Origin of the sequence: Niallia taxi (genome assembly GCF_004005475.1) — a bacterium.
Taxonomy (GTDB): Bacteria; Bacillota; Bacilli; order Bacillales; family Cytobacillaceae; genus Niallia; species Niallia taxi.
Genome location: NZ_RZTZ01000008.1, coordinates 57,998 through 74,236 on the forward strand (window position 1 = coordinate 57,998; position 16,239 = coordinate 74,236).

The following is a 16,239-nucleotide window of genomic DNA, read 5'->3' on the forward strand; positions in this document are numbered from 1 at the left end:
GTCATGATAGGAGTTATTCGTGTATTTACGACCGATAATAAAGAGATATTAAATCAACACGGAAAGGTAATCACAAATACTAGTAATATACCTACAGTGAGCAAATGTATACAAGATCAGCCCCTTGGAATATTTAATGAAGAAACAGAAGCACAAGCAATTCCCAAAATTGTGGAATTGGGCAAAGAGCTAGAAAGGGAAGGCTCAAAGGTGCTGGTAATTAGCTGTGCTGCAGACCCAGCTATTGAAGAGCTTCGAAAAGCAGTATCAATTCCAGTAATTGGAGCAGGAAGTGCTTCTGCACTTACCGCTTTATCTATAGGTAAACCGGTTGGGGTAATGGGCATTACTGATAATGCTCCTGCAGTAGTGGAGGATTTACTGAGTTCATTGCTAGTTGGTTATAAAAGACCTGATGGCGTGACAAATACGACTGATTTATTAACAGCTCAAGGAAAACGAAGTGGCATTGAAGCGGCAGAGCATCTTATAAGTCTCGGTGCTGAAGCTATTGTATTTGCATGCACAGGCTTTTCGACAATCGGACTTGCTGCAGTATTGAGAGAAAGGTTAAATATACCAGTGATTGATGCAGTTGAAGCAGAAGGCTTGTTTGCCTCTTATTTATTGAAAAAGTCAGTTCCATCTGTTTCATCTCAAGCAGGATTCTTGTAATTTACATTATGCCTTAACAACGTAATAGAAAGAACATTTTCGGTAACTTAGGAGGATTTAAGTGAAAAACAATCATAATGAACCAAAACATCCACGAATTTTTGAACCAGTTGCACTTATTTTAACAACTGTAACAGCTATTTTTGGTGCCATCATTGGTATGCAAATAATCACAACACTTGGAGTAACTCCAAATACATCTATAATTGGTGCACTTATTGCCATGCTTATTGCTAGAATTCCGATTACAATCTTTAAAAAATATAAGTCTATTCATCGTCAAAATTTAGTGCAAACTTCCATCTCATCCGCAACCTTTGGTGCAGCCAACAGCTTGCTTATCCCAATTGGTATACCGTTTTTGATGGGTAATACAGAGTTAATTATTCCAATGCTTATTGGGGCGGCCTTAGCAATGTTTGTTGATGCAGCTGTGCTATATAAACTATTCGATTCAAAGCTTTTCCCAGCAAAAGGAACATGGGCACCTGGTGCAGCGACTGCGGAAGCAATCCTTGCTGGTGATAAAGGTGGAAAAAGAGCTGGACTTCTAGGTGTAGGTACAGGAATTGGAATAATAGGTGCATTCCTTCATATTCCAATGTCGGCATTCGGTGTAGCATTTATCGGTAATATTTGGGCATTAACAATGTTCGGTATCGGTCTGTTGTTCCGCCAATATTCCATTCCTTTCTTTGGTGTTGATGTCAATGCATTATATATTCCACATGGCCTTATGATTGGTTCAGGCTTAGTAGCATTAGTGCAAGTATCCATTCTGATCTTTTCGAAAGAAAAACCATCAAAGAAATCTAGTAATCCAGAAGTAGCAGCATCAATAGAATTGTCAGATGATTCGCAATATACTCGTCCGATAAAGGAAGCGAAAAGAGCGTTAGGCTTAGGCTTTTTAGCATATGTCGTTGTAGCTCTAATTATTGCAATCACAGGAGGGATTGTGACAGACATGTCACCAGGCATGTTTATCGGCTTCTTATTTTTTGCAGCATTTGCAGCATTTGTTCATGAATTAATCGTAGGAATTGCAGCAATGCATTCTGGGTGGTTTCCAGCGTTTGCTGTTGCCTTTATTACCTTACTAATTGGAATGATGATTGGCTTCCCGCCAGTTGCACTTGCATTACTTGCAGGATTTAGTGCAGCGACAGGTCCAGCATTTGCTGATATGGGTTATGACTTTAAAGCAGGCCATATTTTAAGAGGGCATGGCAAGGACAGAGAGTACGAAAAGAAAGGCAGAGAGCAGCAGTATATTACGGCAATGATAGCCTTTGGGATTGCTCTTCTAACCGTTGTTTTCACTTATAAAGGTTATTTCGCACAAAATTTAGTGCCGCCAGTTGATGCTGTATATGTTTCTACTATCCAAGCAGGCACATCACTTGAAGTGGCTAAACAATTATTAATATGGGCAATACCAGGAGCTATCCTGCAATTAATTGGTGGTCCAAGCAGACAATTAGGAATTTTATTTGCGACTGGCTTACTTATTACAACACCATATGCAGGCTTTGCTGTATTAGCAGGGATTATTATCCGCGTTATTTGGAGAAAAGCAAAAGGAAAAGAAGCGGATGCATCGATGAGTATTCTTGCAGCAGGATTTATCGCAGGTGACGCAATTTACAGCTTCTTCAGTTCAGTATTTAAGTTAGGAAAATGAGGTGAGTACATTGTCAAAAATGATCATTGATGAAAAAACGGTCGAATATGCCGTTTACGGTGGCGCTATTCTTGGCGGCGGCGGTGGTGGCTGGCTGGAAGACGGCCTGCAAATCGGAAAGCTTGCCTTTGAGGTCGGCCAGCCAGAGCTGATAACAATAGATAGTCTTAAAGAGGAAGATTTACTTGTAACAGTCTCACTAGTTGGAGCACCTGCAGCAAAGGATAAGTTTGTAAAACCGATCCATTATGCCAAAGCATTAGAAATCCTGTCTCAAAGGGTTGGAAAAAACATAAAAGGCATCATTACAAATGAAAATGGAGCAGGCACGACTGTTAACGGCTGGTTTCAATCAGCTGTTACAGGCATCCCGGTAGTAGATATACCCTGCAATGGTCGGGCACATCCAACTGGATCAATGGGCTCCATGAATTTATCAGAACAACCGGACTATATTTCCTATCAAGCCGCAGTTGGCGGCAAGGGTCCAAATTATATTGAATTAAGCCTCGCAGGCTCGCTCGACAAGGTATCTACTGTTGTTCGAAAAGCCTCCATTGAAGCTGGCGGACTTTTGGCTGTTGCAAGAAATCCGGTAACTGTTGCATATGCCAAGCAAAATGGCGCAGAAGGAGCTATCCAGCAGGCGATAGCGGTAGGCGAAGCACTGCTAAGTAACAAAGGGGAAGCAGCAATCGCAGCAGTCGTGAACAAACTTGGCGGCAAGGTTGTTGCTGAAGGTACTGTCACAGACTTTGTGCTGGAAACGACTGGCGGCTTTGATGTTGGAACAGTAACAATAAATGACTCCTATGAATTAACCTTTTGGAATGAATATATGACGATTGAAAAAAACGGTGATCGTTTTGGCACATTCCCTGATTTAATTATGACGTTTGATGCTAAAACAGCCAGACCAATTGTTTCGGCAGCAATCGAAAAAGGCCAGAACATAACGGTTATTTCCGTTCCAAAGGAAAAATTAATATTAAGTACAACAATGAGCAACGAAAAATTAATGAAGCCGATTGAGGAAATTATTAATAAATCTATTATTCCATATATCTATTAATAGAGTTTGAAAGGGGAAAATAAAAATGGTACTTAAACAAACATTGCTTGCATTGGAAACATTGGATAGTGCATATGTAACAGGAGAAATTGTAAAGGAGTTATTCTCTGAATATCCAAATGTCGAGGTAACGGTTACGACTGTTACCGGCGAAAAAGGCAGTACAGACTTTATAAAAATCCTCGTGCCTGGGACAAATGGGAAAACAAACGGTGGCACTGTTCCAACGTTTGGGATTATTGGAAGACTCGGCGGCATTGGGGCACGCCCAAGCCGAATTGGGTTAGTATCAGATGCAGACGGTGCTATTGCAGCAATCGCTTCTGCTTTAAAGCTGGCAGACATGCAAGTGAAGGGAGATCATCTTCAAGGTGATGTTATCATTACAACACATATTTGCCCTAATGCGCCAACTCGCCCGCATGAGCCAGTTGATTTTATGGATTCACCTGTCGATATTTTAACAATGAATAAGCATGAAGTAACTTCTGATATGGATGCCATTCTATCCATTGATACGACGAAAGGAAACCGAGTTATTAACCATAAAGGCATTGCTATATCTCCAACAGTAAAAGAGGGATATATACTGCGTGTAAGCGAAGACTTGCTGCGCATTATGGAAATGACGACAGGACAATTTGCTGTTACCTTCCCGATTACAGTTCAGGATATAACTCCATACGGCAATGGACTCTATCATATTAACTCAATCCTTCAGCCAGCTGTTGCGACACATGTACCAGTTGTTGGGGTAGCAATTACAGCACAATCGGTTGTTCCTGGTTGTGGAACAGGAGCAAGTCATGAAACAGATATTGCAGATGCTGTTCGCTTCGCTGTGGAAACAGCGAAGGAAGCAACAAATGGAACATGTCAGTTTTATAGTGATGCTGAATTTAGTCAAATAACAGAGCTTTATGGTTCAATGAAAAAGCTGCAAACAATGGGTGAAAAGGCATCACAACAATAAGAGGAGGAAGAGGAGGTTCCTCTTCTTTTTCTTTAAATGGAGGGTTATGATGGAAAGACTTGGGATGATAACGATAGGACAAGCTCCACGTATGGATGTTGCACCAATTCTTGAGAAATATTTACATGGACGAGCAGAACTCCTTCAAGCTGGCGTACTGGATGGCATGACAAAGGAATTTATTGAGCAAAACTTGTTTCCGGAAGAAAATGATTATGTACTTACCTCAAGACTAACAACAGGTGAATCTGTTATCATGTCAAGAGAGAAAATCAAGCCGATATTGCAGCAGAAAATTAACGATTTAGAGAACAAGGGGATTAAAAGTATTCTGTTGCTTTGCACAGGAGTGTTTCCTGGCCTCACTACGGAAAGCGCTTATTTAATTGAACCAGATCACATAATCCCGCCGACAGTAAAAGCATTAGTAGGTCATAGACGTTTTGGCGTAATTGTTCCATTGCCAGAACAAAAGACGAACTTAAAGCCGAAATACTCACCATATGAATTGAATCCATCGTTTGCTGTTGCTTCACCATATGAAGGCGATAAAGAGAGCTTTGTGCATGCTGCCAATGAATTGAAAGACAATGTAGACGTTATCCTGCTCGATTGTATGGGATACACAGAGCAAGCACGGGATATTGTCGCAAATACAACTGGATTACCAGTTATATTGTCTAATGCGATTATGGCAAAGCTAGTTGCAGAACTTGTTTAATAGGAGGATTACAATGAGCGAAAAATTAGTAGAAATCAGTAAAAATGTTTTAGTGAACTGTCTTGGTTTACGAAAGGGAGAAAGCTTCCTTGTCGTGGCTGATGATGTAAAAAAGGAATTAGCTGAATCCTTATATGAAGCTGGTAAATTACTCGGTGCAGAAGCTATGCTAGTTGTGATGAAAGAAAGGGATAAGTCTGGACAGGAACCGCCAGCCCCGATTGCTCTAGCTATGAGCAGGTCAGATGTCGTAGTGTGTGTGACCCAGCATTCCTTGACACATACACAAGCAAGAAAAAATGCGGCAGCTGCAGGAGCACGACTTGCAACAATGCCAGGTATAACAGAAGACATGTTTTTGGAGGGGGCAATCGCAGCTGATTATGTAAAAGTAAAAGCATTAACAGAAAAGTATACAGACATATTGTCAAAAGGGAATAGTATCAAAATAGAAAAGGGCGGATATGTTCTTTCCTTTTCGATAAATGGCCGCGAAGGGATTCCGAGTACTGGGATGTATGTAAACAGTGGTGAATCAGGTAATCTGCCATCAGGAGAAGCATATATTGCACCGATAGAAGGAAGTGCAGCTGGCCAAATTTTAATTGATGGCTCCATTGCAGGAATTGGGCAATTAGAGTCACCTGTCCTCCTGACAATTGAAAATGGGCGAATTATAAAGGCCGAGGGAGAACAAAGTGACAAGCTCCTCGCCATTTTAGGGGAAGAAGATGGCAGATTGCTATGTGAATTTGGGATTGGTACAAATGATAAAGCCAGAATTACAGGAGTTGTCCTGGAGGATGAAAAGGTGTATGGCACCATCCATGTAGCGTTTGGCAGTAACAATACATTCGGTGGAACAATAGCTGCAGGTGTACATATTGATGGTGTTGTCACGAAGCCAACAGTTTATATCGATGATAATGTAATAATTGATAATGGTGAACTAAACTAATTAAAGGCGCTATAAGCTTAAGTAGCTCATGGCGCCATTTTTTATGTGGGTTCAGTTTAATTAGGTACAATATAAAAAAAATCAGGATAATAACCGAAATGTATAACAAGGAGGAGTGTCATGTGAAAATGACACAAAATTTCAAGATGTGTGGACATGCTCATCCAATACAACACAAAGCAAAATAAAATAGAAAAAAATACAATGGTAGCAGGAAGCTCTAAGCTTTTTATCAGCAACCCTTTTAAACAAAGCAATGGTAATATAATCAACAATAATTTCTATTACTTAAGTGACGGAGAGAAAGAAACACGTTGGATATGGGAAATGAACGAAATAAAGGGCTTCAGCAGTTATAAGAAGAAAAGCAGCCAGGACAGTAAAAGTGTCTTTAAAAAGCCTAAGTTTAAGAATGAAAGTAAACGAGATTTACGACTGACAAAGTAATCTTCACCCCCAATGTTACGGTAATGAGGGAAAGCTAATATTAGTTTACATAATTATTTTATAGTTGACTGATAGGAATAAATACTTAGTTATGTAAAATTTCCGAATACTAGAAACTTTATCTTTATTTGACCGTAGAATGTATAGTATTTTTTCGGCAATTCCGTTAATTAAAAACGAGGTGATAGTATGTGGAATATATCAATCAATGCAAAGAAGGCTTTTTCGAAATGTACAGCCCTGCCGATACATGAAACAGATGAAGATTGGGAGATTACGTTAAGGGAAGCAAACGAAGAAGGAGAAGATATACATACAACTCTTAAAGCTGAGCTAAAGGAAGCAAAAGCGGAATTAATGCAAGTTTTGCCGAGCCGCTTTATCCCATTTTTAGAAAATGGTACGTTGAATCAGCCGGTTCTCCCTAAGGATGTGCGTAACGATTATTTACAGTGGGTTAGAAAGCAGGAAGAAATTTTTGAAAAGCTATTAGAGGCTGCCTATGATCAATCAGAGAAGGCAGCAGCGAACTTACCACCAACAGCTTAAGCTGTTTTGACAGAAGGATTTCATGATGCGATTATAGAGCGTGTGGAAAGAGAGGGGGAAAACCTTCATCTTTTTATTAATACAGAAAGTGGCTTTTATAATAAGTCATATGTACACTTAGTCTTACTCAATGTATTAACCGAATTTGCAGAAATGCCGCTGCAGACAGGGCAGTATATGATATATGATGAGCTAATGAGAATAAAGGATGGCTATGCTCTTCGTGTGTTATTCGATGCACCGGAATCAGAATGGACCATAAGCATGAAGAGTATAGAAGCCTCTTGCTATTACCGACCGGCTTTTTATACTATATATCATAATGAAGAGATGGGGGAAGAATTATCCTTTGAAGATTATTTAAAGCAGCTAAATCATCCTGACCATAACTATTGGCTAATTACACCTGATGTTAGCTGTCCGATAAAAATTGATTCCCATGAAGTCATATTAGAAAATGGCAAAATGTCCTTTAAAGAGGACAAAATAATTATTTCAGTCGCAAACAGTCGTTATGTATACAACATGGATGAATATCATCCAATCAACTTTATCTTTACTGAAACGTACGAAGATCCATATGCTCAAAATAATGAACCTTTACCTCAGGAAGAAATAGAATCTGCCATTTTAGGTAATGATTTGGAATTGCAAGTGCGTGCATGGAATACATTGTTTTCCAATCCTATGAATCATGTCGACTTAATTAACAACGTATTACTTCAAACAGAGATTTCAGAAGAAAATGAAATGCTGCTTGCTGTTTTTATTAGTGAGTTTAATGAAAAAGGCATCCTCACAGAAGAAGTTATCGAAAAGTTTCAATCAATGATTGATTAGCTGTAACCAGACTTTAAACAGAGCTGCCAATTGGCAGTTTCTTTGATTTTTACTATTTATAACGTATTTATTCTGTTAAAATATGTTATGTTAGGCATTCTTTACAACAATGAAATTATAGTGATTAAGGGAGGGGGAATCAAAGGTATTTTATCTAAATCTAAAATCAATACCTTTATTTCGAGATTTTTCATTAATTCTGTCAATAGAGTGTTCTGAATATTGAGTAAAAAAATAAAGAGATTTTAATTAGAGGGGAAATAGGAGGGGTAAAGCTGTTTGAATAAATTTATATAAATCTATATATTTCTATTGATAATCTTTAGATTGCTTGATAGTGTGTAGTCGAGGTGAAAAAATGAAACTATATTCTATCAGCCAGTTCGCTGAAAAAATCGGAGTTACTGCTCATACACTGAGGGTTTGGCATAAAGAAGAAAAGCTGATTCCCGCGAAAATTACAGATGGTGGTACCCGTTACTACTCTCAAGAACAACTTGATAATTATTTTGGAATCAAGCGCATTCAAAAGGAGAAAAAAGTGATTGGGTATTGTCGAGTCAGTTCTTATAAGCAAAAAGACGATTTGGAACGACAAACAGAAAACGTCAAGAAATATATGATTGCCAAAGGTTATCAGTTTGAAATTATTACAGACATAGGTAGTGGAATCAATTACAACAAAAAAGGATTGAATAAATTAATCGAAATGATTGTATCAGGTGAAGTGTCTAAAATTGTGATTCTTTACAAGGATAGGCTGATTCGTTTCGGATACGAATTGATTGAAAAAATCGGTCAACTCTATGGTGTTGAAATTGAAATTATTGATAATTCAGAAAAGTCTAGTGAGCAAGAACTTGTTGAAGATATGATTCAGATTGTAACTGTGTTTTCTTGCGGTCTTCAAGGAAAACGTGCTAATCAAGCCAAGAAGATGATAGAGGAGTTGGTTGAGAATGATTCTATCAAAGAAGATTAGGCTAAAGCCAACTCCCGAACAAGAAACATTGCTTTGGAAATCTGTTGGAACAGCACGATTTATTTATAATTGGACATTGAATCAGCAAGACATCAACTATTCAAGTGGTGGGAAATTCCTTTCAGACAATGTATTAAGAAAGGAATTAACCCAGCTAAAGAAAGGCGAGTTGATTTGGCTTAATGAGGTTTCAAATAATGTAGCTAAACAAGCAGTAAAAGACGCCTGTAACTCATTTAAAAGATTTTTCAAAGGGCAATCAAAGTTTCCAAGATACAAGAGTCGCAAACGTTCTAAACCATCTTTCTACAATGATACCTCTAAGTTGAAAATAAAAGTTGGTCAAGTACTTATTGAGAAAATAGGCTGGATTCAAACGTCAGAACAAGTATCTATGGATTGTAAATACACGAATCCACGAGTAAGTTATGATGGAAAGTACTGGTATTTGTCGGTTGGGGTTGAGCAGATTTTTGAAGAAGTTGAATTAAAGGATTTCTCACTAGGAATTGATGTTGGAATCAAAGATTTGGCAATTTGTTCAGATGGTTCAATATTCAAAAACATCAATAAAACTAGAACTGTTAAAAAATTAGAGAAACGTCTGCGGAGGTTGCAACGAAAGGTTTCTCGTAAATACGAAAATAATAAGGAGGGAAACCGTTTCGCCAAAACGTGCAACATTATAAAAATCGAAAAACAAATTCGTTTACTACATAGACGATTGACGAATATCCGAAAAAATCATTTACATCAAACTACGTCTGCTATTGTGAAAACCAAACCAAGCAGAATCGTTATGGAAGATTTGAATGTAAGTGGGATGATGAAGAATAAGCATTTATCAAAAGCGATTGCTCAACAAGGTTTATATGAATTTGGAAGACAAATTCAATATAAGTGTGAGAAATATGGCATCGAATTTATAGAAGCCGATAGATGGTATCCTTCGTCAAAAACGTGTAGTAGTTGCGGTTCAATCAAAAAAGACTTGAAACTGTCAGACAGAAAGTATATCTGTCACTGTGGTTTCGAGCTAGATAGAGATTTGAATGCTTCCATTAACCTATCACGTTATCAATTAGCAATGTAACAATAACCAGTTAATGCTAATATGTAGGATTCGTTGTATCCGAATTTAAGCCTTTTGAGTGTCATATCAAACGTTAGTAGCTTCGGCAAGGATGGACACGTTGAAGAAGGAAGTAAACGTAGATTTATAGATTTCTATAAGTTTATGGCAACGGAATACAAAGGTGTTTGAAAAGAAAGTAACTTGGTTAGAGCTTTTCTATGATTTATTATTTGTAGCGTCTGTCGCAGTTGCCACACATGTATTGATACATGTAGAAGACGGGCACATTCATACCGAATATTTATTTAAATTTGTATTGATTTTTGTTCCAATCTGGTGGGCATGGGTAGGACAAACTATGTTTGTTAACCGCTTTGGACAGGATTTATTTCATCAGCGCTTGTTTTTAATTCTGCAAATGTTTTTTGCATTAGTGATGACATCCAGTTTAAATGTTGATTTTGATCCATATTATCTTACCTTTTTAATAGGTTATATTGGCTTAAGAACAGTGACTGCTATACAGTACCTTGTTGTCCAGCGCCTAGAAGAAGGAGCGCGAAAGGAAGCAGCACGGTACTTAGGAAAGTACTTTTGGATAGGAATTATTATCTCCTTATTTTCACTGTTCTTCGATTCGTGGGTTCGCTATTTTATCCTATATTTAGGTATTCTGATTGATATTATTGTGCCAATGCTGGGTCGAAAATACTTAGTTAAAGTCCCAACTAATACCGCCCATTTGCTGGAGCGATTTGGCTTATTTACTATAATCCTTTTTGGTGAATCTCTTGTCAGTACACTGGCAGTTATTCAGCCTACCCAAGGAGATTGGCACTCCATAGGCTTTGCAGTCATATCGTTTGTACTGATTATCGCAATGTGGTGGCAATACTTCGATAACGTGGAGAAGAAGGTAGATAAATCAATCCAAACCGCTGGGCAAACAATCATCTATGGGCATCTCTTTATCTTAATGTCATTAAGTGCCGTAGCAGCATCAATCAGACTTTTGGTTTTACATGAAGTAGAATATTTCTTCAGCTTGTTCTTTATTTTCGGTTCCGTACTACTTTATTTTTTCGCAACAACGTTTGTATTCCATCAATACAGACATGTGCACCATCGCTTGAAAATATATCATTTGGGAATATTTTTAGGGATTCTCGGAGTATTTTTTATCTTTAATTTACTCGTCCCAGTACCTTCAATTGTTATAGTTGGAGAGATGACATTCTTTTTCATTGTGTATGCTAAGTTGACTACAACTTAGTAACAATGGTTATGTAGAGAAAGAAGAAGACATAAGCTATGTGAATAAGAGGTGATCGGTTGTGAAATTTAATTCAAAAAAAGACTGGTGGCTGACACTTATCATATGGGGCGGAGCATTATTCGCAATCGGGAGCGGCATGTACGGCTTAATGGAAAAACCTGCGGACCTGTTTATCATTTTTATAGTCATTTTTGGTGCAATTATTGTTCCGTTGTTTATGCTGTGGATGTGGTTTACTACTTATTATATTTTAAACGAAGAGAATTTGATTATTAAGTACGGCCCTTTCAAATCAACTATTCCACTTCAAAGTATAAACAGGGTAAAGAAAACAAACAATCCACTATCAAGTCCTGCATTGTCATTAAAACGGGTTGAGATACATTATGATAAATATAATTCAGTATTCATTTCACCAGTTGACAGAGCTGAATTTATTGCATTGCTTTGTAAAAGGTGTCCACAAATAGAATACAGCAAATCAAAAACGCCAAAGTCTTGAAGACTTTGGCGTTTTTGATTTTTACATATGGATTGATTAGTATTTTTGCTGTATTCAGAAAATTACTTGATTTTTCTAACTGATTAACATATCATATTGATATATCAAGGTGATATATATAATTGGAAATTATGGGGGTTAACTATGTCTGCAGAAAATTCAATACTAGCAATTTTAAGCTTTTGGCCTAGCTCAGGATACGATATTAAGGCGGAATTTGAACATAAAGCTGCCGGATTATATTGGGGAATGAGTTATGGAAGTATATATCCGAAATTAAAAAAGCTTGAAGAAGAAGGATTAATTTTTCCAATGGAAAAGGAAGAAGAAGGACGAAAAAAGAAACTATATGAACTTACTTCAAACGGATGGGGTGAATTCGAAAAGTGGTTACAGGCTACACCAGCATATCCTGTAGTAAAGGATGAGCTATTAATGAAAATGTCTACATGGCATGAGGATATGGATTCATCTGTATTAATCAGTCATTTGCAAGCAAGGAAAGCTACAACGGAGGACATCCTTAAATTTGTGAAGGAATGGCCGACAAACGGTAACTCATACATTAGCAATTATGGCATGCTGTCAATTCGCTATGCTGAAAAGCGTTTGAAAACAGAATTAGAATGGATCGAGGAATCGATTGAAGCCTTAATAAAGGATAAACTTCCTACAGGCCAAGATCCTTATGGTAATACGGATAAAATGATGTTGAGAAGAAGAGAGGCTTTAAAAACATTAAAGGAAAATAATTAAATGAATATTGGCTTAGTCAAGCCCTTAACATTTCGTGCATATCGGTCCCTTTTTAGCGCCCAATTATTTTCCGATTTAGGTAATTGGCTTGATTTTGTTGCATTACAGGTAATTGTTGCATACCAGTGGGGGTTGGATGAAACAGCAATAGCTGCACTAATTTTTGTTTTAGGTGTTCCATGGGTTATTATTGGCCCCTTTGCAAGTGTGTTTGTTGATCGTTGTAATAAAAAGTTTGTTATGATTGTTTGTTTATTACTGAGAATTATATTGGTAGGAGGACTTTTTATTGCTCCCAATCTGCCTATTCTATTAATCTTGGTTTTTTTGAAAGGGACAGTTGCAGCCATTTACGATCCTGCAAGACAAAGTATGATTAGATTTACCATACCTGAAGAATACCTGCCACAGGCTGTAACACTTAGCCAGCTTTCAAACAATACAATGAAAATTCTTGGGCCGGCACTTGGTGGAGGGATTATTGCTGTTTTTGGTGCTAAAAGTCCATTCCTTTTTGAAGGAGTTGGTTTTTTCCTTGCTGTGACGCTACTATTAAAACTTCCAAATATAAAAGAACACGTATTAAATACTGACAGTATTAATAAAGAATCAATAAAGAAAAATGATTATTGGAAGGAACTTATAGAAGGCATTAAACATATTGTCTATACTCCAAAATTGCAGACAGCAGTTGTTTTATCTTCTATCGGATTTTTTCTCATTTTCTTATATGATGGGCTATTAGTCTTTATTGCACAGAACTTAGGGTTTTCACAGGGGAATTTTGGCTTGTTGATTAGTGCTGTTGGTCTAGGAAGTGTTATTGGTTCCATCTTGCTAGGGAACTGGACAGGGTGGAAAAGTAAACCATTACAAATAATGTCGGTTGCCTTTTTATTAAGTGGATTTTTCATAATTGTCATGGGTCTTGGTGATATGGGGGTTGTTACGCTTCCATTAATAGGCTGGTGCCTCGGAGCTTTTATCCTTGGATTAATGGGATCTGGGGAATCCGTCCCTTATAGTTACCTGCTACAGTCAGAAACACCAAAGCATATGATGGGAAGGGTTTCTGCGGTGGCGACAGCCTTTCAAACAATTTCAATGCTTATTGCACCAGCAATTGGGTCTCTATTTGCCAAATTAATTGGAGCAAGTATTATACTTTTGGCAGCAGGAGGAGCTACTTGGCTTATGGGCGTAATCGTTCTTTTGTTTATTGTGAAAAGAATCAATCACTCTAAGAAGATAAAAGGAGAATTTAATAATTAAGAAAGAGTCAGCTGTCATTATCTATAAGGTAATGACAGCTGAAGAAATCAACACCTACAAACCATAAGCGCATTTCCATCTGGATCTTTAAAATAAAAATAGTGTCCATGTTGTATCGGGGTAACCATTTCGATTTGCTTTTGTTTAATGAAATCAAATGCTGCTTCAATATCATCGGTGTTTAAATGAAATAATGGTGTTTTTATGATATTTTCTGAAGTGAATATTTTGCTGTCCAGAACAATTCCTGTACCCTGCATAGGTAAAACATAAAGATGATCAAAAAGAATTTCTCCATTTGATTCTACACCTAAAAGATTACAATACCAATCTCTTGCTCGCTCAATATTGCTAACTGGTATAAAAACAGTCCCGATTTTGTTTGTTATAGGATTATTCATCATACACCTCAGCTTCAAATCCTTCCTATTTATCTAATACTATTAAAAAAAGTATAGGGATTGTTTGTGAATGTTCCCCTTATTCAAGATTTCGACCTATTATAGTTTCGTCCTTTAACAAACTGAAATTTAGTTATATTTTCCTACTAAAAATTGTGCTTTTTTATCCGTTATAAAGTATATCCATGGTAATAGAAAAGTAACTAATGAAAAAGGCAAATTTATCATAAGGTAGGACTTAAAGACCACTGTTCAAGGCGTTTGCTTCGATGGCTGGTTACCAGAGGAATATTTATGAGTAGAAATTTAATATAATAGTATATATTTTATTAGCTTCACTGTGAATAGGTCGTTGTTAGTAATGGAGTTATTTAAGGATATAAAGAATATCCTAATATGTAGAAAAAGGGAAGAAGAAACTTGAACACAACTGCTGGTATTAACATAAGTACTCAAGTATTAGAAGGAAATGCTGTTTTAGCTGCATTAGAGTCGAATTTGGCTATTGTTGAATTTGATTTGAACGGAAGGGTCATTTGGGCAAATGAAAATTTTGCGAAAACACTTGGTTATAATGTTCAAGTATTAAAGGATATGACGCATAAGCAATTTTGTACGGAGGAATTACAGGGTAGCAAGGAATATGCAGAGCTTTGGACTAATTTAAGAAAGGGTCTAAAGTTTCAGGAGAAAATCCAACGTGTTTGTAAGCAAGGCAACTTATTATGGCTTGAAGCAACATACATTCCTGTCTTATCAGACGAGGGCGAAGTGACTAATGTTCTTAAGATAGCAACAGATATTACAGAACGAGAAAATCAAACATTAGAGCTTGTTTCATTATTAAAGAATCTATCATTTGATTTAGGAGAAATGGTCACAGAAACAGCAAAGGAAAATATGATTGCGATCCATTCATTAGAGGAACAAACTGAATTAATCAGACATCTGTCTAAATCCATTCAAAATATTTCCTTACAAACAAATATACTGGCGCTAAATGCAGGGATTGAGGCTGCTCGTGCTGGTGAGCATGGACGAGGCTTTAATGTTGTTGCGAAGGAAGTACGGAAATTAGCCGGTAGTGTAGAAGAAGCTATTAAAAAAATAAATAATAACATTGAAAATATTTCAAAAGAAGTAACTAGAGTAAGTGAAGTAACGAAAAACTCACAGGAAGTCGTTAAAATCACACAAACAGAAATTTGTGGAAAGATGGATGAGTTTGAAGGATTAAATAATCGAAAATAAACTAGCCTTGTATAGTTTTTTGCCGCCAATTTTGGCGGTTTTTTTATGTAATCTCCTATAAGAAAATTCTTTCCTTAATATTCCTCTATTTTTTCAAAATCTAGCATTTTCTGTAATACTAGTAATATTTCTTAATGTAAGTGTAATGAGAATTAACTATATTTTTCTGAAAATATTGATATACTGAGATAGTTAAAACGTCGAGATACATAGCCAATGGAAAACACATAAATTTTGGAGGTTACCATCATATGAAAAAGGCCATTATCGCAGGATTGGCAAGTTTAAGTTTATTCGCAGGAGTATTAGCTCCTTCTCCTATCGATTCAGGAAAGGTAGAAGCTGCATCTTCTACTTCATATAAGGATAAAGCGGTTAAAGAAGGCAAAAAGGTTATTGGGACAAAATATAAATGGGGCGGAACAACAAAAGCAGGGTTTGATTGCTCAGGTTTTGTCAACTATGCCTATAAAAAGGCTGGTAAAAGCTTGCCAAGAACAACCTCAGAGCTTTATAAAAAAGGCCAAAAGGTTTCTAAAAGCAAACTGAAAAAGGGAGACATGGTGTTTTTCGAAACATATAAAAAAGGCGCATCACATGTTGGAATATACATAGGCGACAATAAATTCATTCATGCAGACTCCACTAAAGGTGTTACAATTACTAGCTTAAATAATAGCTACTGGAAATCAGCATACTATAGTGCAAAGCGAATTTAAATTAAAATAGCTGGCAACAATGCCATTACTTTTAGGAACAGAGCACCTTGGTGCTCTGTTTTTTAGCGTGTTTAATTGGGATATGG

16 protein-coding genes and 1 pseudogene are annotated in these 16,239 nt (G+C 37.0%); 16 read left to right on the plus strand and 1 reads right to left on the minus strand.

Annotated elements, in window-relative coordinates; all coding sequences use genetic code 11:
• The first annotated feature begins 3 nt into the window (after positions 1-3).
• The 14 genes and pseudogenes from EM808_RS18275 to EM808_RS18345 all read left to right on the plus strand — a co-directional run bounded on the left by EM808_RS18275 (position 4) and on the right by EM808_RS18345 (position 13,782).
• On the plus strand, positions 4-675 hold the full coding sequence (locus EM808_RS18275) for an aspartate/glutamate racemase family protein (RefSeq protein WP_127739646.1): 672 nt from the start codon (positions 4-6) through the stop codon (positions 673-675).
• Positions 676-736: 61 nt separating this feature from the next.
• Positions 737-2,359: an OPT/YSL family transporter gene (locus EM808_RS18280; RefSeq protein WP_127739647.1), complete on the plus strand. Its 1,623-nt coding sequence runs from the start codon at positions 737-739 to the stop codon at positions 2,357-2,359.
• A gap of 10 nt (positions 2,360-2,369) precedes the next feature.
• Positions 2,370-3,431, plus strand: a complete 1,062-nt coding sequence (locus tag EM808_RS18285) for a DUF917 domain-containing protein (protein WP_127739648.1) — start codon at positions 2,370-2,372, stop codon at positions 3,429-3,431.
• Positions 3,432-3,456: 25 nt separating this feature from the next.
• Entirely contained in the window at positions 3,457-4,404 is a 948-nt protein-coding gene (locus EM808_RS18290) for a DUF1177 domain-containing protein (protein ID WP_127739649.1), read from the plus strand.
• Positions 4,405-4,453: 49 nt separating this feature from the next.
• Positions 4,454-5,125, plus strand: coding sequence for an AroM family protein (locus EM808_RS18295; protein WP_127739650.1), 672 nt, complete (start codon positions 4,454-4,456; stop codon positions 5,123-5,125).
• A gap of 13 nt (positions 5,126-5,138) precedes the next feature.
• Positions 5,139-6,083, plus strand: a complete 945-nt coding sequence (locus EM808_RS18300; RefSeq protein WP_127739651.1) for an aminopeptidase — start codon at positions 5,139-5,141, stop codon at positions 6,081-6,083.
• 156 nt (positions 6,084-6,239) lie between these two features.
• Positions 6,240-6,530, plus strand: a complete 291-nt coding sequence (locus EM808_RS18305; protein WP_127739652.1) for a hypothetical protein — start codon at positions 6,240-6,242, stop codon at positions 6,528-6,530.
• A 189-nt stretch (positions 6,531-6,719) separates the two neighbouring features.
• Positions 6,720-7,919, plus strand: a pseudogene (locus EM808_RS18315) (DUF4085 family protein).
• 358 nt (positions 7,920-8,277) lie between these two features.
• Complete coding sequence (locus tag EM808_RS18320; protein WP_127739655.1) at positions 8,278-8,901, plus strand: IS607 family transposase; 624 nt, start codon at positions 8,278-8,280, stop codon at positions 8,899-8,901.
• Positions 8,879-9,994, plus strand: coding sequence for an RNA-guided endonuclease InsQ/TnpB family protein (locus EM808_RS18325; protein ID WP_127739656.1), 1,116 nt, complete (start codon positions 8,879-8,881; stop codon positions 9,992-9,994). Before EM808_RS18320 ends, EM808_RS18325 begins: the two co-directional genes overlap by 23 nt.
• 163 nt (positions 9,995-10,157) lie before the next feature.
• Entirely contained in the window at positions 10,158-11,249 is a 1,092-nt protein-coding gene (locus EM808_RS18330; RefSeq protein WP_127739657.1) for a low temperature requirement protein A, read from the plus strand.
• Between the two features lie 61 nt (positions 11,250-11,310).
• On the plus strand, positions 11,311-11,754 hold the full coding sequence (locus tag EM808_RS18335; RefSeq protein WP_127739658.1) for a PH domain-containing protein: 444 nt from the start codon (positions 11,311-11,313) through the stop codon (positions 11,752-11,754).
• Positions 11,755-11,898: 144 nt separating this feature from the next.
• The gene (locus tag EM808_RS18340) at positions 11,899-12,510 is read left to right on the plus strand and encodes a helix-turn-helix transcriptional regulator (protein WP_127739659.1); all 612 of its coding nucleotides are present in this window, start codon (positions 11,899-11,901) and stop codon (positions 12,508-12,510) included.
• Complete coding sequence (locus EM808_RS18345) at positions 12,511-13,782, plus strand: MFS transporter (protein WP_127739660.1); 1,272 nt, start codon at positions 12,511-12,513, stop codon at positions 13,780-13,782.
• Positions 13,783-13,829: 47 nt separating this feature from the next.
• On the opposite strand, the gene EM808_RS18350 is transcribed toward EM808_RS18345, so the two are convergent.
• Positions 13,830-14,183 carry a VOC family protein gene (locus EM808_RS18350; RefSeq protein ID WP_127739771.1) on the minus strand — a complete coding sequence of 118 codons (354 nt, stop codon included), beginning with the start codon at positions 14,181-14,183 and terminating at the stop codon, positions 13,830-13,832.
• A 420-nt stretch (positions 14,184-14,603) separates the two neighbouring features.
• Between EM808_RS18350 and EM808_RS29670 the strand changes: the two genes are divergently transcribed.
• Together EM808_RS29670 and EM808_RS18360 are read left to right on the plus strand one after the other, a co-directional pair.
• Positions 14,604-15,434, plus strand: coding sequence for a methyl-accepting chemotaxis protein (locus EM808_RS29670; protein ID WP_127739661.1), 831 nt, complete (start codon positions 14,604-14,606; stop codon positions 15,432-15,434).
• A gap of 251 nt (positions 15,435-15,685) precedes the next feature.
• Entirely contained in the window at positions 15,686-16,153 is a 468-nt protein-coding gene (locus tag EM808_RS18360) for a C40 family peptidase (RefSeq protein ID WP_127739662.1), read from the plus strand.
• Positions 16,154-16,239 lie beyond the last annotated feature (86 nt).

What these genes read in the sequence shown, in the direction of transcription:
- EM808_RS18320 (WP_127739655.1), top strand. Translation starts at nt 8,278, where the DNA reads ATGAAACTATATTCTATCAGCCAGTTCGCTGAAAAAATCGGAGTTACT.
- EM808_RS18295 (WP_127739650.1), top strand. Translation starts at nt 4,454, where the DNA reads ATGGAAAGACTTGGGATGATAACGATAGGACAAGCTCCACGTATGGAT.
- EM808_RS18290 (WP_127739649.1), top strand. Translation starts at nt 3,457, where the DNA reads ATGGTACTTAAACAAACATTGCTTGCATTGGAAACATTGGATAGTGCA.
- EM808_RS18360 (WP_127739662.1), top strand. Translation starts at nt 15,686, where the DNA reads ATGAAAAAGGCCATTATCGCAGGATTGGCAAGTTTAAGTTTATTCGCA.
- EM808_RS18275 (WP_127739646.1), top strand. Translation starts at nt 4, where the DNA reads ATGATAGGAGTTATTCGTGTATTTACGACCGATAATAAAGAGATATTA.
- EM808_RS18325 (WP_127739656.1), top strand. Translation starts at nt 8,879, where the DNA reads ATGATTCTATCAAAGAAGATTAGGCTAAAGCCAACTCCCGAACAAGAA.
- EM808_RS18340 (WP_127739659.1), top strand. Translation starts at nt 11,899, where the DNA reads ATGTCTGCAGAAAATTCAATACTAGCAATTTTAAGCTTTTGGCCTAGC.
- EM808_RS18350 (WP_127739771.1), bottom strand. Translation starts at nt 14,183, where the DNA reads ATGAATAATCCTATAACAAACAAAATCGGGACTGTTTTTATACCAGTT.
- EM808_RS18305 (WP_127739652.1), top strand. Translation starts at nt 6,240, where the DNA reads ATGCTCATCCAATACAACACAAAGCAAAATAAAATAGAAAAAAATACA.
- EM808_RS18300 (WP_127739651.1), top strand. Translation starts at nt 5,139, where the DNA reads ATGAGCGAAAAATTAGTAGAAATCAGTAAAAATGTTTTAGTGAACTGT.
- EM808_RS18345 (WP_127739660.1), top strand. Translation starts at nt 12,511, where the DNA reads ATGAATATTGGCTTAGTCAAGCCCTTAACATTTCGTGCATATCGGTCC.